A 20,228-nucleotide genomic window follows, 5' to 3' on the forward strand; every position below is an offset into this window, starting at 1 on the left:
TAGACTATAGTTTGCTTAACAAAGAAATACTTTTCATTTCAAGAAAAAGCGCCGGAACACCGTCTAACAAAGCCGTAATCTAGAAGCTTCATCAGAGATGCAATGTTCCGGGCCCATCATGCCATTTGTTAACGTTTTATTACTCGGCCGAAATCGGTTCGAGTTCTTCTGACGAGGATTGCTCCCCTTCCGGTTGGGCAAATTTCACACTACGGTAACGATTCATACCTGTACCCGCAGGGATCAACTTTCCGATAATAACGTTCTCTTTCAGACCAAGCAACTGATCGACCTTGCCTTTTATAGCTGCATCGGTCAGCACGCGTGTGGTCTCTTGGAAGGAAGCTGCTGACAAGAAGGAGTCAGTTTCCAGAGATGCCTTGGTTATACCAAGCAGAACCGGTTTGGCTACCGCTGGCTCTTGGCCGCTGAGAATCGCTGTTTTGTTTGCAATTTCATATTCGTGCACATCAACAAAGGAGCCTGGAAGTAGCGTTGTATTCCCCGCATCAAGGATACGGATTTTACGCAACATTTGGCGAATCATAACTTCCACGTGCTTATCATTGATCTCTACGCCCTGATTCCGATATACGCGTTGAACTTCCTGAAGGATATAGTTCTGTACCCCGCGAATACCTTTAATGCGCAGCATTTCTTTAGGGTCGATTGAACCGTCTGTCAGTTCATCCCCGGCTTCCACAGTCATGCCTTCGCTTACGCGCAGACGAGAACCATACGTAACCGAATAAGTTTTCGTTTCAGCTTCACCCTGAATGTCGATCTCACGGCGATCTTTACCTTCACGAATTTCTTTAACTGTACCGTCAATTTCACTGATGGTTGCCTGACCTTTAGGATTACGTGCTTCGAAAAGCTCCTGAATACGCGGCAAACCTTGTGTAATATCATCGCCCGCTACACCGCCTGTGTGGAATGTACGCATTGTAAGCTGGGTTCCTGGTTCACCGATGGATTGCGCCGCGATAATACCAACTGCTTCACCAATCTCAACGTGTTTGCCAGTAGCCAGATTGCGACCGTAGCATTTCTTGCAGACGCCATGTTTGGCACGACAGCTTAGTACAGAACGAATTTGAACCTTTTGTACACCAGCTTTAACAATTGCTTCAGCTTTGTCGGAATCAATCAATTCGTTACGGCTAGCCAAAATCTCGCCAGTCTCCGGATGACGTACCGTTTCAAAGCAATAGCGACCTTCCAGACGGTCATAGAGGTCCTCAATAACTTCTTTACCGTCCTGAATACGGCTTACTGTAAAGCCTTTATCCGTTCCACAATCTTCTTCACGCACGATAACATCCTGTGCCACATCGACTAGACGACGAGTAAGATAACCGGAGTCAGCCGTACGAAGTGCTGTATCCGCCAAACCTTTACGCGCTCCGTGAGTGGAGATGAAGTATTCGAGTACTGTCAGGCCTTCACGGAAGTTCGATTTAATTGGGAGCTCGATAATACGACCGGATGGATTTGCCATCAGACCACGCATACCGCCGAGTTGGGTAATCTGTGATTTGTTACCCCGCGCTTTGGAGTCAACCATCATCATGATAGAGTTATAGCGATCCATGGACTTCATCAGCACTTCGGTAATATCATCTTTGGCTTTGGACCAGATATCAATAATCCGGTCATAGCGTTCCTCGTTCGTAATCAGACCACGACGGTATTGATTCGTTACGACTTGCGCTTTATCCTCAGAACCTTTAAGAATTTCTTTTTTCTCCACTGGCACGATAACGTCCGATACAGCAACAGTTACACCTGCACGAGTAGAATACGTAAAGCCAAGCTGCTTGATTTTATCCAAAATCACAGCCGTTTCTGTTGTATGGTAAGTTTCAAAGCAACGGGCAATAATGTTACCAAGGTAATCCTTACCTACGCCGCTAGCTTGCGGAGCATTCTGAATCGCTTCTGTAAGATTTACACCCTTCTCGTATACAAAGAACTCCTCAGCAGTACCATAAAGCAGGTTTGCACGGGTAGCATCATTGATGTACGGGAAGCTGGCCGGGAAAATTTCATTGAAGATGATTTTACCAACCGTGGTGATCAGCATTGCATCCTGTTGTTTTTCAGTAAAGCTCGTTTTATTCAAAGCTTTAACCGGAATAGCTACACGAGCATGAAGACCCGCTGTACCGCGCTGGTAAGCCGATATAGCCTCGTTCATGTTACGAAGGATCATGTTGCTGCCTTCTTCTTCTTTGTTATCCATAGTCAGATAGAAAGAACCAAGGACCATATCCTGGGAAGGAGTAACAACAGGCTTGCCGTCTTTCGGATTCAAAATGTTACCGGAGGCCAGCATGAGCAAACGAGCTTCTGCTTGGGCTTCCGCAGACAACGGAACGTGAACCGCCATTTGGTCACCGTCAAAGTCGGCATTGTATGCCGTACATACGAGCGGATGCAAACGAATTGCACGACCTTCAACCAAAATCGGCTCAAACGCCTGAATACCGAGTCTATGCAGCGTAGGGGCACGGTTCAGAAGAACCGGATGCTCCTTGATTACTTCTTCGAGCACATCCCATACTTCTGCACTCACGCGCTCTACTTTACGTTTCGCGCTCTTAATGTTGTGTGCAAGACCTTTGTTCACAAGTTCTTTCATAACAAAAGGCTTGAACAGTTCCAAGGCCATTTCTTTCGGCAAACCGCATTGGTACATTTTCAAGTACGGACCTACAACGATTACGGAACGACCGGAGTAGTCAACACGTTTTCCGAGCAAGTTTTGACGAAAACGTCCTTGTTTACCTTTCAGCATGTGGCTGAGGGATTTCAAAGGACGGTTACCCGGACCTGTAACAGGGCGACCACGACGACCATTATCGATCAGGGCGTCAACAGCTTCCTGTAGCATCCGTTTTTCATTCTGTACGATAATATCCGGAGCACCCAGATCTAGCAGGCGTTTCAGACGGTTGTTACGGTTTATAACACGACGGTACAAGTCATTCAGGTCAGAGGTAGCAAATCGTCCACCATCCAGCTGTACCATCGGACGGAGCTCCGGAGGAATAACAGGCAGCACATCCATGATCATCCAGTCCGGCTGGTTGCCGGAGTTACGGAAAGCCTCAATCACTTCAAGACGCTTGATCGCACGGTTGCGGCGTTGTCCTTGAGCTGTACGCAGCTCTTCTTTCAGAAATTCCAATTCTTTGTCTATATCCAAATCTTGAAGGAGCTTCTTAACCGCCTCAGCACCCATACCAGCCTGGAATCCATAGCCGTACTTTTCACGGTAGCTCCGGTATTCTTTCTCGGACAGGAGTTGCTTTTTTTCCAATGGCGTATCTCCTGGATCAGTTACAACATAAGATGCGAAGTAAATGATCTCTTCCAGAGATCTTGGAGACATATCAAGAGCAAGACCCATACGGCTCGGAATGCCTTTAAAGTACCAAATATGCGATACAGGGGCAGCCAGCTCGATGTGACCCATACGTTCACGACGAACCTTAGCGCGGGTAACCTCTACGCCACAACGGTCACAGACAACACCTTTATAGCGCACGCGTTTGTACTTACCGCAATGACATTCCCAGTCTTTCGTAGGTCCGAAAATTTTCTCGCAAAATAGTCCTTCTTTTTCCGGTTTAAGCGTACGATAGTTAATCGTCTCCGGTTTTTTGACTTCTCCGCGGGACCAAGAACGAATCTTTTCGGGGGAAGCAAGCCCGATTTTCATATATTCGAAATTGTTAACGTCCAACAAGGAGCAACCCTCCTTAACCAAATCCTGAGTTTTTAGGTTTGATACCGCCCGGCAGCACCGGGCGGTATCAAGAAGCCTGATCCATCCTGTAGAGAATGGTTCGAGGCATATAACAAAGCTGATATGATTCAGTCAGCAGACAAACTATTCTACGCCAACCTCAGAGCCTTCCAGATTCAAACTCAGCTTATCGCTGGTTGTATCATCTTCATCATCAAGCTCTCTCATTTCGATCTCTTGTTCGTCTTCAGACAGAATCTTCACGTCCATACCCAAGCTTTGCAGCTCTTTGATCAAGACCTTGAATGATTCAGGCACACCCGGTTCAGGAACATTTTCACCTTTGACGATGGATTCGTAAGTTTTAACACGTCCAACCACATCATCGGATTTAACAGTTAAAATTTCCTGAAGCGTGTAAGCCGCGCCGTAGGCTTCCAGTGCCCATACTTCCATCTCACCGAAACGCTGACCACCGAATTGAGCTTTACCACCCAACGGCTGTTGCGTAACGAGAGAGTAAGGACCTGTAGAACGAGCATGGATTTTATCGTCAACCATGTGCGCCAGTTTGATCATGTGCATGACACCGACAGTAACTTCTCGTTCAAAACGATCGCCTGTACGTCCGTCATACAACACTGTCTTACCATTGCGCTGCATGCCTGCCTCTTCCATCGTATCGAACACGTCATACTCCTTGGCACCATCAAATACAGGCGTTGCCACATGAATACCAAGACGCATTGCGGCCATACCCAGATGAATTTCAAGCACCTGTCCGATGTTCATCCGTGAAGGTACGCCCAGCGGGTTCAGAACGACCTGTACTGGTGTACCGTCTGGCAAGAAAGGCATATCTTCTTCAGGCAAAATACGGGCAACGACACCCTTGTTACCGTGACGTCCGGCCATTTTATCGCCTTCGGAAATTTTACGTTTTTGAGCAATATATACACGAACCAGTTGGTTCACGCCTGGTGGCAGTTCGTCGCCATTCTCACGTGTAAATACTTTGACGTCCACAACAATACCGTCTGTTCCGTGAGGAACTCTCAAGGAAGTGTCGCGAACCTCGCGTGCCTTCTCACCAAAGATCGCATGCAAGAGGCGTTCTTCGGCTGTCAACTCCGTCACACCCTTAGGTGTTACTTTACCAACGAGAATGTCACCTGCGCCGATTTCGGCACCAATGCGGATAATTCCACGCTCATCCAGATTACGGAGCGCTTCTTCACCGACATTCGGGATATCACGAGTGATCTCTTCCGGTCCAAGCTTCGTATCGCGGGCTTCGGATTCGTATTCCTCAATATGAATGGAGGTGTATACGTCTTCCTTAACCAGCTTCTCACTCAACAGGATCGCATCCTCATAGTTGTAACCTTCCCAAGTCATGAAGGCAACGACAACGTTACGTCCCAATGCCAACTCGCCCATCTCTGTGGAAGGGCCATCTGCGAGAATATCGCCAGCTTTCACCACATCGCCTCTGTTGACGATTGGACGTTGGTTAATGCATGTTCCTTGGTTCGAACGCATAAATTTGTGTAATTTATACTTAACGATGTCGCCCTTCACTTCGGAACCATCTACGGTTTCGATACGGCGCAACCAAATTTCGTTAGCTGAAGAACGTTCGATCACACCATCGTATTTGGATACAATACAAACCCCGGAATCTTTCGCAGCTTTATGCTCCATTCCTGTTCCGACCAAAGGAGACTTTGGAATCAACAATGGAACGGCCTGCCGCTGCATGTTGGAACCCATCAACGCACGGTTGGAGTCATCGTTCTCCAGGAACGGAATCAGTGCAGTTGCCACGGACACAACCTGTTTAGGTGATACGTCCATATAGTCAACACGACTACTTGCCATTGGAATGATGTTATCAGACTGCTTGTTGTAACGGACAATGACGACCTCTTCCTTAAAGGTGCTGTCCTCTGTCAGTTCCTCATTTGCCTGGGCTACGATGTAGTTATCTTCTTCATCAGCCGTCAGGTAATCAATTTGGTCTGTAACTTTTCCGGTTTTCGGATCAACCCAGCGATAGGGAGCTTCGATAAATCCGTACTCGTTGATACGCGCGAAGGTAGACAAGGAGTTGATCAAACCAATGTTTGGTCCCTCTGGTGTCTCGATAGGACACATGCGGCCGTAGTGACTCGGATGGACGTCACGTACTTCCATGCCCGCGCGTTCGCGTGTCAAACCGCCGGGTCCGAGTGCGGACAAACGACGTTTGTGGGTCAATTCGGCAAGCGGATTCGTCTGATCCATAAACTGCGACAACTGGGAGCTACCAAAAAACTCCTTAATCGAAGCAATTACTGGACGTATGTTAATCAGCGCCTGTGGCGTAATCACATTAGCATCCTGAATCGACATTCTTTCGCGCACCACGCGTTCCATACGGGATAAACCTATACGGAACTGGTTCTGAAGCAATTCACCTACAGAGCGCAAACGACGGTTGCCCAAATGATCAATATCGTCTGTGCTTCCGATTCCATGAAGTAAGTTAATAAAATAACTGATGGAGGAAATAATATCGGCAGGCGTAATATTTTTAACCGATTTATCAATATTTCCGTTGGCAATCAGTTTTACAACTTTACCATCCTCAATCGGCGAGAATATGTCGATCGTTTGAAGAGGAATATCGTTGCTTTCCAGCACGCCAGTAGCAACATGATACGTACGGTGTCCTACCGATTCCTCCAGCTGGGCCAAAATCTCGTCCAACAGGCGGCGATCCACCATTTGTCCTGCTTCAGCGATGATTTCACCGGTTGTCGTATCAATTAAAGTCTCAGCAAGCCGTTGATTGAACAGACGGTTTTTGATGTGAAGCTTTTTATTGATTTTGTAACGGCCTACGTTGGCCAGATCATAACGTTTTGGATCAAAGAAACGTGCAACGAGCAAGCTCTTTGCATTATCCAGTGTAGGTGGCTCACCCGGACGAAGACGCTCATAAATCTCAATCAGCGCTTTTTCCGTAGAGTCCGTATTGTCTTTATCAAGAGTATTACGGATATATTCGTCATTGCCGAGCAAATCCAGAATCTCAGCATCAGTGCCAAAACCAAGCGCACGCAGCAACACTGTAACCGGAATTTTACGGGTACGGTCAATCCGGACATAGATAATGTCCTTCGCATCCATCTCCAGTTCGAGCCAAGCCCCCCGGTTAGGAATTACCGTTGCGGTGTATGTTGTTTTCGCATTCTTGTCGACTTTTGTGCTGAAATAGACGCTGGGAGAGCGAACCAACTGGCTGACAATAACCCGTTCCGCACCGTTAATAATAAACGTACCCGTATCAGTCATCAGCGGGAAGTCTCCCATGAATACTTCCTGCTCTTTCACTTCCCCGGTCTCTTTATTAATAAGCCGGACTTTTACCCGAAGCGGTGCTGCATACGTTACGTCGCGTTCCTTTGCGTCGTCAACGGTATATTTAGGTTCTCCGAGAGAATAGTCGATAAACTCCAAAATCAGATTTCCTGTGAAATCCTGAATTGGCGAAATATCCCGAAACATCTCCCGCAATCCTTCCTCCAAAAACCAATCATAGGATTTTTGCTGGATCTCAATCAGGTTCGGAACCTCAAGTACCTCGTTAATACGTGCATAACTGCGCCGAGTGCGTCGACCATATTGAACAAGATGTCCTGCCAACTTAAACTCACCCCTCATGTCTACTCACTTTAAAAATTCATTGCGAACCTTTGTTTGTGACCTTATAATAAGACACATACAGAAGATTCAATCCACAAATACAGAAAAGCCCTTACTCGAATGCATTCGAAAAAAGAGCGACGTATCTGCAGAATCCTCTTACCGGAAGATCTTCATCACTTGTAGATTTGCCCAAAATGATTGTATTATACGTAATAAGTATAATTACTATACCCTTCTACGCATAAACCTATTGACATTTCAACAAACTAAAGCCATGGAGGGCATCCTAATACTGACATTTTATAATAATATCACAGACCAGGATTCAAGTCAATGGTCCTTTTGCATTTTTCTAAAACTTTTTTTCTGCCTTCAAAATACGGTAGCCTTTATCCTTCGTAACTTCCTCCACACGTCCGAAAAGGCTCTCGATTTTAGTGCTTGCCGAAGGGGCACCCTGCTTTTTCTGAATAACCACCCACAAAGCCCCACCTTCATTTAAATGCTCATAAGCAAGCTCAAAAATGGTATGCACGGTTTCCTTACCCGCACGTATAGGCGGATTCGTTAGAATCACGTCAAAACGATCAGCTTTCACTCTCTCAAACAGATCGCTTTGCTTTATGGTCACATTGGTAATCCCATTCCGCTCCGCATTCTCTATTGCCAGTTGAACGGCTCGCTCGTTAATATCCACCATTGTAACGTGACCATCCGGTACAAGCGCTGCTGCTGTCAAACCAATCGGTCCATAGCCGCACCCTACATCAAGCACCGAAGCCTGCGCAGGAAGCTGCATCGCCTCAATTAGCACACGGCTACCGTAATCAATCCCCTGCTTGGAGAAAACGCCTGAATCGCTGGCAAAACGGTATGTTCGCCCCCGCAGCACTGTTTCGAGGCTCCTCCGTTTATGCGCCGTTTCTGGCCGTTTGGAGTAATAATGATCAGACATTCATGACCACCTCCTTGGTTGTAATACCATCATAGCCTTCACTATAACGTCTCAGACATGCTTGTACTGCCGTTTTACAGCAACAAACCCCTTGAAGATCACCTCAAGGGGTTTGTTTTAGTAGATTGTCCGCTAGATAGCAGTCAATTATTTCACTTCTACGGAAGCGCCTGCTTCTTCCAATTTTGCTTTCAAGGAATCAGCTTCTTCTTTCGCAATTTTTTCTTTCAGTGGTTTTGGAGCGTTGTCAACCAGTTCTTTTGCTTCTTTCAGGCCAAGACCTGTGATTTCGCGAACTGCTTTGATAACGTTGATTTTGGAAGCGCCAGCGCTTGTCAAAATTACGTCGAACTCGGATTGCTCAGCTTCTGCGCCGCCGCCTGCTGCGCCACCTGCTACAGCTACTGGAGCTGCTGCAGTTACGCCGAATTCTTCTTCGATTGCTTTCACGAGATCGTTCAGTTCCAATACGGACATACCTTTAATTGCTTCCAAGATTTGCTCTTTACTCATGGTTGAACCTCCATTTAAATTCTTATTTTTTTGTTTTCAATCTGCTATACAGCAGCTTTAGACCCTAACTTATGCGCTTTGCTCTTCTTTTTCTGCAACAGCTTTAACTGCAAGCGCGAAGTTGCGCACAGGAGCTTGAAGCACGCTGAGGAGCATGGAAAGGAGACCTTCGCGGGATGGCAGTTCTGCCAGCGCTTTGATTTCCTCAACACCGATAACACGGCCTTCTACAACTGCACCTTTCAGTTCCAGCGCAGTGTTTTTCTTAGCGAAATCATTCAAGATTTTAGCTGCAGACACTGCATCATCTTTGCCGAACGCGATTGCAGTAGGACCTGTCAATACTGCGTCCAGTTCAGTCAATTCTGCTGCCGCAGTTGCACGACGGAGCAGCGTGTTTTTCAGCACTTGAAACTCGATTCCGGCTTCGCGAAGCTGCTTACGCAGCTCAGTTACTTGGGCAACATTCAGACCGCGATAGTCAGCAACCACAGTCGTTACGCTCTCGCGCAATTTTGCAGCTACAACTTCAACAGCTTCTTGTTTTGCTTGAATCACTTTTGCATTTGCCAAACTGTACACCTCCTGATCAATTTATCCGCTCTGCTCGACCAACCTATCCGGTGATCGCCCAAAGCTACCTTCATGAGCATGAAAAAAGCCTCCGTAGAGTACGAAGGCTTGATAAATCCACATGGACGGGACGAGCCCGTCACATGAAACGTTCTATCATAACACCTCGGTAGGAAATTAAGCCCAGAGGCACCTACTGTCTACGGTAAGCATATTCAACTTTAATGGTCAGCCACACGGACTCACAACTTTTACAGAATAACAAAATCAATTGAACGTGTCAATTAAAATATTATTTGTAAACAGATGCGTTCACACGAGCACTTGGTCCCATAGTCGAAGAAATAGCGATGTTTTTCAGGTATACACCTTTAGCAGCCGCTGGCTTCGCACGGTTCAAGGCTTCGATCAAAGCTTTAAGATTCTCGTTCAGTTGTTCAGCACTGAAGGATGCTTTGCCGATTGGCGCATGAATTTGACCCGCTTTGTCGAGACGGTATTCGATTTTACCGGCTTTAATTTCTTGAACAGCCTTGGCAACGTCGAAAGTAACTGTGCCTGCTTTAGGGTTTGGCATTAGGCCTTTACCACCGAGCAAACGACCCAGTTTACCAACCTCACTCATCATATCAGGTGTCGCAACGCAGACGTCGAATTCGAACCAGCCTTGTTGAATTTTGTTGATCATATCTTGATCGCCAACAAAATCAGCGCCAGCAGCTTCGGCTTCTTTCACTTTGTCACCTTTTGCAAATACCAGAACACGTTGTGTTTTACCCGTACCATGCGGCAGGACAACAACACCACGAACAGCCTGGTCTTGTTTACGGGAATCTACGCCCAGACGGACTGCCGCTTCAACAGTTTCGTCAAATTTAGCAGTTGCGCCTTTTTTCACCAATTCAACGGCTTCCAAAGGCTCATAAGTCGCTTCGCTGTCAATCAACTTAGCGGCTTCCAAGTATTTCTTACCATGTTTAGCCATAATCTTTTCCTCCTTATGTGGTATTAGCGGATATTCCTCCCACACTTACCGGACAGTCAAACTGTCGGCACACGAAGACTAATAAAAATTAGTCTACGATGGTGATACCCATGCTGCGAGCAGTACCTTCAACCATACGCATTGCCGATTCTACGGAAGCTGCGTTAAGGTCAGGCATTTTTTGCTCAGCAATTTGACGAACGGTAGCGCGATTTACAGTTGCAACTTTCGTTTTGTTCGGTTCACCGGAACCTTTTTCGATTTTAGCAGCAACTTTCAACAGCACAGCAGCCGGTGGAGTTTTGGTGATGAACGTAAAAGAACGATCTTCAAACACCGAAATTTCAACCGGGATGATCAGGCCTGCTTGATCAGCAGTACGAGCATTGAACTCTTTACAGAATGCCATGATGTTGACACCTGCTTGACCCAAAGCCGGACCTACTGGAGGCGCTGGATTAGCTTTACCTGCAGGGATCTGCAGTTTTACCATTTTGATTACCTTTTTTGCCACGGATGACACCTCCTTGACTCAATAGTGGTAGACGGACCTAATGATCCTCCCACAAGAAACCTGTAAGAAAAATCTATATTTTCTCCACCTGAGTATAATCCAACTCAAGCGGGGTTTCCCGTCCAAACATGTTAACGTGAACCTTAAGCTTGCTCTTCTCAACCAAAATTTCTTCCACGGAGCCCACAAAATTCGCAAAAGGACCAACTTTAATTCGCACGGATTCCTTAACATCGAATTCGATCTTCGGTTTCGGCTCTACCATGCCCATATGCTTCAGAATCTGTTCAACTTCTTCTGGAAGCAAAGCTGTCGGTTTGGAACCCGAGCCTGTTGATCCTACAAATCCCGTAACACCTGGTGTGTTGCGCACAACGTACCAAGAGTCGTCGGTTTGAACCATTTCGACCAAGACATAACCAGGGTAAACTTTACGCATAACGGTCTTTTTCTTACCGTCCTTGGTTACCAGTTCTTCTTCCATTGGAACAAGAACGCGGAAAATCTTGTCCTCCATGCCCATGGACTCAACGCGTTTCTCCAAATTGGCTTTGACTTTGTTCTCATACCCTGAATAGGTATGAACGACGTACCATCTTTTTTCCATATCAAGCCACCTGGAACCCTTCCTAGATAATCGCTTCGATCACAGCGGAAATGCCGATATCGAGAACCCAAAAATAAATCGTGACAAACGCAATCGTCCCAATGACAATCAGCGTATAGTTGGTCAGTTCTTTACGATTGGGCCAGCGAACCTTCTTGAGTTCAGCCCAGCTTTCAGAGAAAAAGGAAAACAGAGACTTGAAACTGCGTTTCACGCCGACTACACCTCCAAAAACTATCTGGTTTCCCGATGAGAAGTCTGTTCGTTACAGGACTTACAGAATTTCTTCATCTCCATGCGGTCGGGGTGATTACGCTTGTTTTTCGTCGTTGTGTAATTTCTTTGTTTGCATGTTGTACAAGCCAAAGTAATAATTACCCGCATGATGTGCACCTCCCGAAGACATCCAACACCGGAAGTCTCATAATTGATCCTAAAAAAAACCGCGAATTTAGGCCTACCTAAAACACTTTATCACACGCGGTTTTGCATGTCAACGAATGTTTGCATACATTTTGCAGTCCCGGCTGTGGTGCATTTTAACATCTGTTCATCCTTTAAAAATCATCTCTGAAAAACCTCTCCAAGATCCATGCGATATCTATTATTTATCTTTTTCAGTATAAATCATTCTTAACACATATAAACCTGCATATCCTGCCCTTAACGAATAAAAAAAGACTCAAACTCGAGCCTTTTCCCTGCCAGCCTCTACTTTCAGCTATCCCTTACTTCCAAATACTTTTCAAGTTTGCGCTTGACCCGTTGCAGCGCATTATCAATAGATTTCACGTGGCGGTCAAGGTCCTCGGCAATTTCCTGATATGAACGTCCGTCCAGATACAACATAAGCACCTTCCGTTCCAGCTCGCTCAGAATCTCGGACATCTTGTCCTCAAGGCCCACAAACTCTTCCTGATTGATAATCAGCTCTTCAGGATCACTTACCTGTGTTCCGCAAATCACGTCCAGTAACGTCCGATCAGACTCTTCATCGTAAATGGGCTTGTCCAGAGATACGTAGGAATTCAGAGGAATATGCTTTTGTCGTGTGGCCGTCTTGATTGCCGTAATGATCTGTCTTGTAATGCACAGCTCGGCAAAGCCCTTGAACGAAGCAAACTTGTCTCCCTTAAAATCACGAATAGATTTGTAGAGACCAATCATGCCCTCCTGAATAATATCCTCGCGATCAGCGCCGATCAGGAAGTAGGATCTGGCCTTGGCCCGCACGAAGTTCCGATATTTATTAATCAGAAACTCCAGTGCCTCCCCATCACCTTCATGGACTGCTCCGACAATGTCTTCATCATTTTTGTAATCAAACTTTGACAACATGATATCCTTGAGGTCCACACTCACTAACAATCCCTCCGGCTGCAACGCAAGGTACCCGTTACTCTCTCAAATATACGACAAGTATACGCGATGTAACCTGATACCGTCAACCACAACAGCCTAAAAAAGAAGAGAGCTAACAAAATTGTCAATGGTTTCAAAATGGGGAAGTATCCAATTAATGGATTTTCTTTCTCTAGACTATTCTCTTCTCCAGCGCTCAAACAGCTTTCGAAGTTCCGGGCTCAGCTTGGCTTCCAGCGAATTGCGGGACAACTTAGCGCTATCCTGCTCTATCCGCTTTTTCACTTCCTTTTCAGATTCCTCAATCTCGATCAGAAGTTCACGCGCTGACACCCTGAGCGCTCCTTGCCCAAAAGCAACATGTTGCTCCACCTGATCACTTGTCGCTACATAAATGCTTCTTCTCCGGCTGCCTAGCTCCCGAACCAATCGCTCAATGCACTCGTCAGCGGTCTCTTTTTCTTTTGTAAAATAAATCTGGACTTTACTCTGGGCATACGTTTTACCCAATCCTGGCACCCGGTAAGCATCAAAAACGACAATGACTCTTCTGCCGGAATACGCCTGATGATCCGCGAGTCGTTCAAGCAGTCTGTCCCTCGCTTCCTGCATCCCAGATTGTACCAGTGCGGAAAGTTCGGGCCAGGCTCCAATCATGTTGTAACCGTCCACAAGCAGAACATCCCGCGTGTCAGCCATATCATTAGCCCCGTGCCTGTCGTCCGCGCAACACTTCGTACATCACGACACCTGCGGCTACAGAAGCATTCAGGGAATTGATTTGCCCAGCCATCGGCAGCTTAACGAGTACGTCACATTTCTCGCGGATCAAACGCCCCATCCCTTTATTTTCATTACCAATGACGATGGCTACTGGCCCTGTGAATACACCATTTCCAAAAACCGGGTCCGTAGCTGTCACATCTGTGCCAACTACCCATACGCCTTCCTCTTTGAGACGGTCGATGGTTTGCCCCAAATTGTTCACACGCGCCACCGGAACATATTCAACCGCCCCCGCTGATGTTTTAGACACCGTTACAGTTACTGCCGCCGAACGTCTTTTCGGCACGATTACGCCATGTGCCCCTGTGCAGTCCGCTGTCCGAAGGATAGACCCTAGATTATGCGGATCTTCAATCTCATCCAATAGGATCAAAAACGGCTCTTCTCCCTTACTACGGGCAGTTGCGAGCAGTTCTTCCACTTCAACGTAGGCAAAAGGTGCAGCCTGTGCTACCACTCCCTGATGCTGTATTCCCGGAACCATTTGGTCAAGCTTACGCTTGTCCACCTGTAAAACAATGATCCCCGCTTTTTTTGCTTCAGCTGTAATAGGCAATGTCAGGTGCTTTTGTGCATTATCCGCAATCCATATTTTATTTATCGTTCTGCCTGAGCGAAGCGCCTCCGTTACCGAATGCTTACCGGCAATCCATTCTTCTTCCATTTCTATTTCCTCCCAGGAAACGGCGGATGCTTAGCGCATTTGGTCCGCTCGTTCCCAATTAAGATTTTTCTGTATTTTCCATTTGTGCAATACCATAAGTTATCAATTCTCTCAATCTATTCAACCGTCCATCGCTATAGAGAAAGCCGATCAATGCCTCCAGCGCAGTCGCGTGACGGTACTCAAGTACATCAGCGTTTTTGGGAAGGCTTCCTGACTTGGCATTTCTGCCTTGTCGGACAATACCACGTTCTTCCTCCGTCAGCACCGTCTCCAGCAGCACGAGCATACGGCTCTGCGCCTTGGCAGAGACCAGCCCTGTGGCTCGCCGATGTAAATGGTTCGGGCGCAGATTGGGCTGCGCCAGCAAATATTGCCGCACTGCGACCTCATACACGGCATCGCCAATGTAAGCCAGTGCAATCGGCGGCATCAGGCGGGCTGGCTTAGACGCAGGATACGGGAACCAGTTTCCCGCATCCTCCGCCCCCCCCATGTTCAGTGGCTTATCACTCATTTTCGCCGCCACCGCATACCCTGTGCCGTATCCTCAAGCACAATGCCTTTAGCAGCTAGCAGATCGCGAATTTCGTCGGCTCTACCCCAGTTTTTGGTTTTACGAGCTTCGACACGTTCCGCAATCAAATGTTCAATTTCATCATCCAACAATTCTTCCCTCGGTTCCGCATAAATACGGAGTACGTTGTTCATCGCATGAAAAGTATGCAATACAGTCTTCAATTCCGCCTGATTTACGACATCGCGCTGCAACAGATGATTCGCTTCGCTAACCCAGTCAAACACAGCAGTAATCGCGTCAGGTGTATTGAAATCATCATCCATTTTTTCGCCAAACTGCTGCAAAATTCCGTCAAGCTTGGCTTGCAGCTCCACCGCCACTTCCCCGTTGCTTTCCAGCGCATTGGCTAAACGATGATTCACGTTGGTAACTGCATTGGCAATCCGTTCGACGCTGTTCTCCGCCTGACTCATCGTCTCATGATTGTAGTTCAACGGATTTCGGTAATGCGTCGACAGCATAAAATAACGTAAAGCCTCGGGTTTGTGACGGGCACGCAGATCTTTAACCAAAATACCATTACCGAGTGATTTCGACATTTTTTCATTGTCAATGCGAATATATCCGTTATGCATCCAGTAACGGGCCAATGGCTTACCCGTAATCACCTCGGATTGTGCACATTCGCATTCGTGATGCGGGAATTGCAAATCCTGTCCGCCCCCGTGAATATCCAGCGTATCCCCCAGATAGTGGCGGGCCATGGCAGAGCATTCGATGTGCCAGCCCGGGCGTCCGTTGCCCCAAGGACTTGACCAATAAATTTCTCCTGGCTTGGCAGCCTTCCAGAGTACAAAATCCTCGGCATTTTCCTTACGTTCATCCACATTAATGCGAATCCCGAATTGAAGCTCCTCCAGATTCTGACCCGACAGCTGACCGTAGCATGTGAATTTTTTCGTCCGATAGAACACATCGCCATCATTCTCATAAGCATAACCTTTATCTACCAGTTCCTTAATAAAATCAATAATCAGATCCATGCTCTCGGTTACACGCGGATTCATGCTGGCGGCAGGAACATTCAATCCTGTCAGATCCTCATGGTAGGCTGCAATAAATTTCTCAGCAACTGCCGAAACATCCATATCAAGTTCCCGAGCTTTGCGAATCAGCTTATCATCAACATCCGTAAAATTCACCACATAGTTCACATCATAACCCAAATACTCCAGGTAGCTGCGCACCACGTCAAACACAATTACAGGTCGTGCATTACCAATATGAATGTAATCATAGACGGTAGGTCCGCATACATACATTTTAACCTTTCCAGACTCCAGTGGCACAAAAGGCTCTCGGCTCCTCGTCATTGTATTATAAATTTGAAGCGGCATCGTTATGTTCCTCCCTCATGAAGATTATCCTTGTAATTTATTCTCTTGAGTCACCTGATGTTTCTGAGTAGATCGCTCATCCTTCAAATCAGACAATTCTGCGCGTAATCGTTCTATTTCCAATTGAAGCTCCCGCAAAGAATCCACAACCGGATCAGGTAGCTGGTGACTAAGTCGGTCTGGACGTCTGCCGTCCTGTCTGACCACTCGACCCGGGATCCCCACCACCGTACTGTTTGGGGGAACCTCTTTAAGCACAACCGAGTTGGAACCAATGTTGGACTGCGCCCCAATTGTAAAAGAGCCCAATATCTTGGCGCCGGAGCCTATAACAACATTATTCCCAATGGTAGGATGGCGCTTCCCCTTCTCTTTCCCTGTCCCTCCAAGAGTGACCCCCTGGTATAATACGACATCATCACCAATCTCGCAGGTTTCCCCAATGACAACTCCCATGCCATGGTCAATGAACAGCCGATCCCCAATACGTGCGCCGGGATGGATTTCAATCCCTGTCATAAACCGCGATACCTGAGATATAACACGGGCAATAGTACACCAGTTTCGCAGATAAAACCAATGTGCGACTCGGTGTGCCCAAAGGGCATGAACGCCGGAATACGTAAAAATAACCTCCAGCTTGCTCCGGGCGGCCGGGTCATTATCCAAAACAGTCTGAATGTCGGATTTGATATGTCTGAACATGTCGCCCTCCTATTCCCCCATTTCCTTGCTATATCTCCACATAACTCCATGTTTCGCCAATTTTCGCATTCGTCAACACACTTCGACATTTTCACCTATAACGAGCTTGAGTCCGATAAAAATGAAAAAGCGCCTCCGCAGCCTAAGCTGCAGAGACGCATGAACGTGGTCCCACTCTGCTTCGAGCATACCTGCTGCATATAAGCAGACAAGCCCGTCTTTGGCGTCCGGTAACGAGAACGATTCGGCACACCCTTGCTATATCAGCAGTCGACGCTAATTAAGGTTCGGGCGCACGGCTCCCAGGTGCATTTCCTCCGCAGGTCATCTGGACGGCTTCCAGCCCCGGGGGGTCCCCCTCGGCCATCCTCTCTGGCAAATGCCCTTATGCAGTGTACTTCTCCTGTTCTCAGCCTTTACACGTAAATATCAATCCGTATCAATGGAGTCATTATAGCGAAAAGACAACAAATTGACAAGAAATATCAGCCTTTAATTTGTGCTCTGAGACGGTCCAGCACCTTGTCACGTCCAAGCAAAAAGATCGTTTCGTTCAAATCGCGTCCATGAGTTTGGCCTGTAAGGGCCACACGAATCGGCATAAACAGCTGTTTCCCCTTAAAGCCAGTTTCCTTTTGAACTTCCTTGATCAGCTTGGCCATTTGTGGAGCCGTAAATTCCTCACTCGCTTCCACCTTGCCAGCAAAGGCTTTAAGCACCTCAGGAACCTGCTCTTCAGCCAGCACAGCCGCAGCTTCCGTATCAAGCTCCAGATGCGAACGGAAAAACAATTCAGACAAAGCCACAATGTCGGACGCAGAGTTCATTTGTTCCTGATACAAGCGAACAAGAGCCTTGGCCCAGTCCTGCTGCTCCGCAGATAATTTAGCCGGCAAAAGTCCCGCTGTCTGCAAATGAGGAATCGCCATGCTGGCAATTCGCTCAGGATCAGCCTTTTTAATATAGTGATTGTTCAGGTAAGCAAGCTTGTTCGTATCAAAAACAGCCGGGCTTTTGGACAAACGGTTGGGATCGAAAATCGAAATCAATTGTTCCCGGTCATAAATTTCTTCTTCGCCTTCCGGGGACCAACCCAGCAGCGCAATAAAATTGAATATAGCTTCTGGTAAGTAGCCTAATTTGTCGTACTGCTCCATGAACTGAATAATGGACTCGTTGCGTTTGCTAAGCTTTTTGTGATCATCGCCCACGATCAATGTCATATGACCAAAGATGGGAGGCTCCCAGCCAAGCGCTTCAAAGATCATCAATTGTCGCGGTGTATTGGAGACATGATCCTCGCCCCGCAGCACATGCGATATTTTCATCAAGTGATCGTCCACTGCCACTGCAAAGTTATATGTCGGAATACCGTCTTTTTTGACGATAACAAAATCGCCACTTTCCTTCGAATTGAACGTGATTTGGCCTTTGACCATATCATTAAACGTATATTCACGATCTTCCGGTACGCGGAAACGGATACTTGGCACACGCCCCTCCGCTTCAAATGCCTGACACTGTTTCTCCGTCAGATCACGGTGCTTCCCGGAGTAGCGTGGTGTCTCCCCTCGTTCCGTCTGTTCTTCACGTTCGCGTTCCAGCTCTTCTTCGGTGCAGTAGCAGCGGTAAGCCAAGCCACGATCCAGCAGATCCTGCCAATACGTTTTGTATATATCCAGGCGCTCGGTCTGACGGTAAGGTCCATACTCTCCCCCGACATCCACGCTTTCATCCCAATCCATACCCAACCATTTCAAATATTTAAGCTGGCTTTCTTCCCCGCCTGCAATGTTACGTTTCACATCTGTATCTTCAATACGGATAATAAACTTGCCACCTTGGTTCCGAGCATACAAATAATTAAATAATGCCGTTCTGGCATTTCCAATATGCAGATGCCCTGTTGGGCTTGGGGCATAACGTACACGAACTTCCGTGCTCATAAAATCTCCTCCAAATCTTAGTTCTCAAGATGATAGCATACCCTTAACAAGACAGACAACCGATTGAGCAGCAATCCCTTCACCTCGCCCGGCAAAGCCGAGCTGCTCTGTCGTAGTCGCCTTGACGTTTACCTGGGATAGCTCCTCCGCTTCCAGCACACGAGCGATAACTTCATTCATCTGCGGGATGTAAGATGCCATTTTGGGCTTTTGTGCAATAATCGTAGAATCAATATTCCCCAAGCGATATCCCCGCTCTTTGGCCAAACTCCATACATGCTCCAGCAGCTTGAGACTGTCGGCATCCTTGAATTCCGGATCATTATCCGGAAAGTGCTTCCCGATGTCCCCTAGACCGAGCGCGCCCAGAATGGCGTCGCTAACCGCATGCAACAGCACGTCAGCATCGGAATGACCCAGCAATCCCTTTTCATAAGGAATATTCACGCTTCCGATAATGCACGGCCTTCCTTCCACCAACTGGTGAACGTCAAACCCTTGTCCCACTCTGATCATCTGATATCCTCTCCCTCTGTCTTTACCCATAACTCCGCCATATCCAAGTCCTCAGGCGTGGTAATTTTGATATTTTTGTAGCTGCCCTGAACGACAGTAACTGGAATTCCTAATCGCTCGACCAGCATCGAATCATCTGTCCCCAAAAATCCTGCCTGCTCCGCTTCCTCGTAGGCCCGCAGAAGATCGGAAAGACGAAAAGTCTGTGGCGTTTGAATGCTCCACAGACTTCGGCGATCCGGCGTTGCCGTAATGATACCATCCCCGTTCACTTGCTTGACTGTATCCTTTACAGGCACCGCCGCTACAGAAGCACCGGTACGCATAGCTGTCTCCAGACATGAACGTACAAGCTCAGGCTGAATGAGTGGGCGTACACCATCATGCACCATCACCCAATCTGCTTGCAGGTGGCTCAGACCGCGATATACCGAATGCTGACGTTCACTGCCTCCAGGCACTACCTGTACGTTCTTGCCGATTCGGTATTGACGAATCCATTCTTGACAGCGCTCGACATCTTCTGCCCCCGTCACCATCACCATTTCATCCACTTCGGGCATGGCTGCGAATATCTCAAGTGTATGTATGAAGATGGGCTTGTCCCGCAAAAGCAAAAATTGCTTACTTTCCGGCGTTCCCATACGGGAGCCGCGCCCAGCCGCCACAATGACGACTCCTACCCGATTGTTCATTGAAATGACTCCTGCCTTGATCGCTCTTGGACGATCCGTATGA

At 47.3% G+C, this 20,228-nt stretch carries 19 protein-coding genes and 1 other annotated feature; all 19 genes read right to left on the minus strand.

Going from position 1 to position 20,228, the window contains the following annotated elements; genetic code table 11:
- Positions 1–139: 139 nt before the first annotated feature.
- Positions 140–3,754: a DNA-directed RNA polymerase subunit beta' gene (gene rpoC / locus NST83_RS22130; RefSeq protein ID WP_137060423.1), complete on the minus strand. Its 3,615-nt coding sequence runs from the start codon at positions 3,752–3,754 to the stop codon at positions 140–142.
- A 144-nt stretch (positions 3,755–3,898) separates the two neighbouring features.
- Positions 3,899–7,444, minus strand: coding sequence for a DNA-directed RNA polymerase subunit beta (gene rpoB, locus NST83_RS22135; RefSeq protein WP_137060424.1), 3,546 nt, complete (start codon positions 7,442–7,444; stop codon positions 3,899–3,901).
- A 355-nt stretch (positions 7,445–7,799) separates the two neighbouring features.
- Positions 7,800–8,402 (minus strand): class I SAM-dependent methyltransferase, encoded by a 603-nt coding sequence (locus NST83_RS22140; protein WP_342415674.1) that lies wholly within the window; start codon positions 8,400–8,402, stop codon positions 7,800–7,802.
- 147 nt (positions 8,403–8,549) lie between these two features.
- Positions 8,550–8,915 (minus strand): 50S ribosomal protein L7/L12, encoded by a 366-nt coding sequence (rplL, locus tag NST83_RS22145; protein ID WP_342415675.1) that lies wholly within the window; start codon positions 8,913–8,915, stop codon positions 8,550–8,552.
- 69 nt (positions 8,916–8,984) lie between these two features.
- Positions 8,985–9,488 (minus strand): 50S ribosomal protein L10, encoded by a 504-nt coding sequence (gene rplJ / locus NST83_RS22150; protein WP_134912299.1) that lies wholly within the window; start codon positions 9,486–9,488, stop codon positions 8,985–8,987.
- A 72-nt stretch (positions 9,489–9,560) separates the two neighbouring features.
- Positions 9,561–9,712, minus strand: a sequence feature (ribosomal protein L10 leader region).
- A gap of 68 nt (positions 9,713–9,780) precedes the next feature.
- Complete coding sequence (gene rplA / locus NST83_RS22155; RefSeq protein ID WP_014278322.1) at positions 9,781–10,473, minus strand: 50S ribosomal protein L1; 693 nt, start codon at positions 10,471–10,473, stop codon at positions 9,781–9,783.
- A gap of 88 nt (positions 10,474–10,561) precedes the next feature.
- Positions 10,562–10,987, minus strand: coding sequence for a 50S ribosomal protein L11 (gene rplK, locus NST83_RS22160; RefSeq protein WP_014278323.1), 426 nt, complete (start codon positions 10,985–10,987; stop codon positions 10,562–10,564).
- Positions 10,988–11,060: 73 nt separating this feature from the next.
- Positions 11,061–11,594: a transcription termination/antitermination protein NusG gene (gene nusG, locus NST83_RS22165; protein ID WP_014278324.1), complete on the minus strand. Its 534-nt coding sequence runs from the start codon at positions 11,592–11,594 to the stop codon at positions 11,061–11,063.
- A 22-nt stretch (positions 11,595–11,616) separates the two neighbouring features.
- Positions 11,617–11,808 (minus strand): preprotein translocase subunit SecE, encoded by a 192-nt coding sequence (secE, locus tag NST83_RS22170; RefSeq protein WP_013312170.1) that lies wholly within the window; start codon positions 11,806–11,808, stop codon positions 11,617–11,619.
- Between the two features lie 20 nt (positions 11,809–11,828).
- Positions 11,829–11,978, minus strand: coding sequence for a 50S ribosomal protein L33 (gene rpmG, locus NST83_RS22175; protein WP_023990562.1), 150 nt, complete (start codon positions 11,976–11,978; stop codon positions 11,829–11,831).
- 333 nt (positions 11,979–12,311) lie between these two features.
- Complete coding sequence (sigH, locus tag NST83_RS22180) at positions 12,312–12,956, minus strand: RNA polymerase sporulation sigma factor SigH (RefSeq protein WP_014278325.1); 645 nt, start codon at positions 12,954–12,956, stop codon at positions 12,312–12,314.
- A gap of 177 nt (positions 12,957–13,133) precedes the next feature.
- Positions 13,134–13,655: an NYN domain-containing protein gene (locus tag NST83_RS22185; protein ID WP_342415676.1), complete on the minus strand. Its 522-nt coding sequence runs from the start codon at positions 13,653–13,655 to the stop codon at positions 13,134–13,136.
- Between the two features lie 4 nt (positions 13,656–13,659).
- The gene (gene rlmB, locus NST83_RS22190) at positions 13,660–14,406 is read right to left on the minus strand and encodes a 23S rRNA (guanosine(2251)-2'-O)-methyltransferase RlmB (RefSeq protein WP_342415677.1); all 747 of its coding nucleotides are present in this window, start codon (positions 14,404–14,406) and stop codon (positions 13,660–13,662) included.
- A 58-nt stretch (positions 14,407–14,464) separates the two neighbouring features.
- Positions 14,465–14,923: a ribonuclease III domain-containing protein gene (locus NST83_RS22195; protein ID WP_342415678.1), complete on the minus strand. Its 459-nt coding sequence runs from the start codon at positions 14,921–14,923 to the stop codon at positions 14,465–14,467.
- Positions 14,920–16,323 (minus strand): cysteine--tRNA ligase, encoded by a 1,404-nt coding sequence (cysS, locus tag NST83_RS22200; protein WP_137060429.1) that lies wholly within the window; start codon positions 16,321–16,323, stop codon positions 14,920–14,922. The genes NST83_RS22195 and cysS overlap by 4 nt, the downstream gene beginning before the upstream one ends.
- Before the next feature lie 24 nt (positions 16,324–16,347).
- A complete protein-coding gene (cysE, locus tag NST83_RS22205) occupies positions 16,348–17,028 on the minus strand; it encodes a serine O-acetyltransferase (RefSeq protein ID WP_342415679.1) in 681 nt (226 codons plus the stop codon).
- A 485-nt stretch (positions 17,029–17,513) separates the two neighbouring features.
- A complete protein-coding gene (gene gltX / locus NST83_RS22210) occupies positions 17,514–18,974 on the minus strand; it encodes a glutamate--tRNA ligase (protein ID WP_342415680.1) in 1,461 nt (486 codons plus the stop codon).
- 24 nt (positions 18,975–18,998) lie between these two features.
- Complete coding sequence (gene ispF / locus NST83_RS22215) at positions 18,999–19,490, minus strand: 2-C-methyl-D-erythritol 2,4-cyclodiphosphate synthase (protein WP_342415681.1); 492 nt, start codon at positions 19,488–19,490, stop codon at positions 18,999–19,001.
- A complete protein-coding gene (ispD, locus tag NST83_RS22220; RefSeq protein ID WP_342415682.1) occupies positions 19,487–20,185 on the minus strand; it encodes a 2-C-methyl-D-erythritol 4-phosphate cytidylyltransferase in 699 nt (232 codons plus the stop codon). The genes ispF and ispD overlap by 4 nt, the downstream gene beginning before the upstream one ends.
- Positions 20,186–20,228 lie beyond the last annotated feature (43 nt).

It is taken from the genome of Paenibacillus sp. FSL R10-2782, assembly GCF_038592985.1.
In the GTDB taxonomy this organism is placed as follows: Bacteria; Bacillota; Bacilli; order Paenibacillales; family Paenibacillaceae; genus Paenibacillus; species Paenibacillus terrae_C.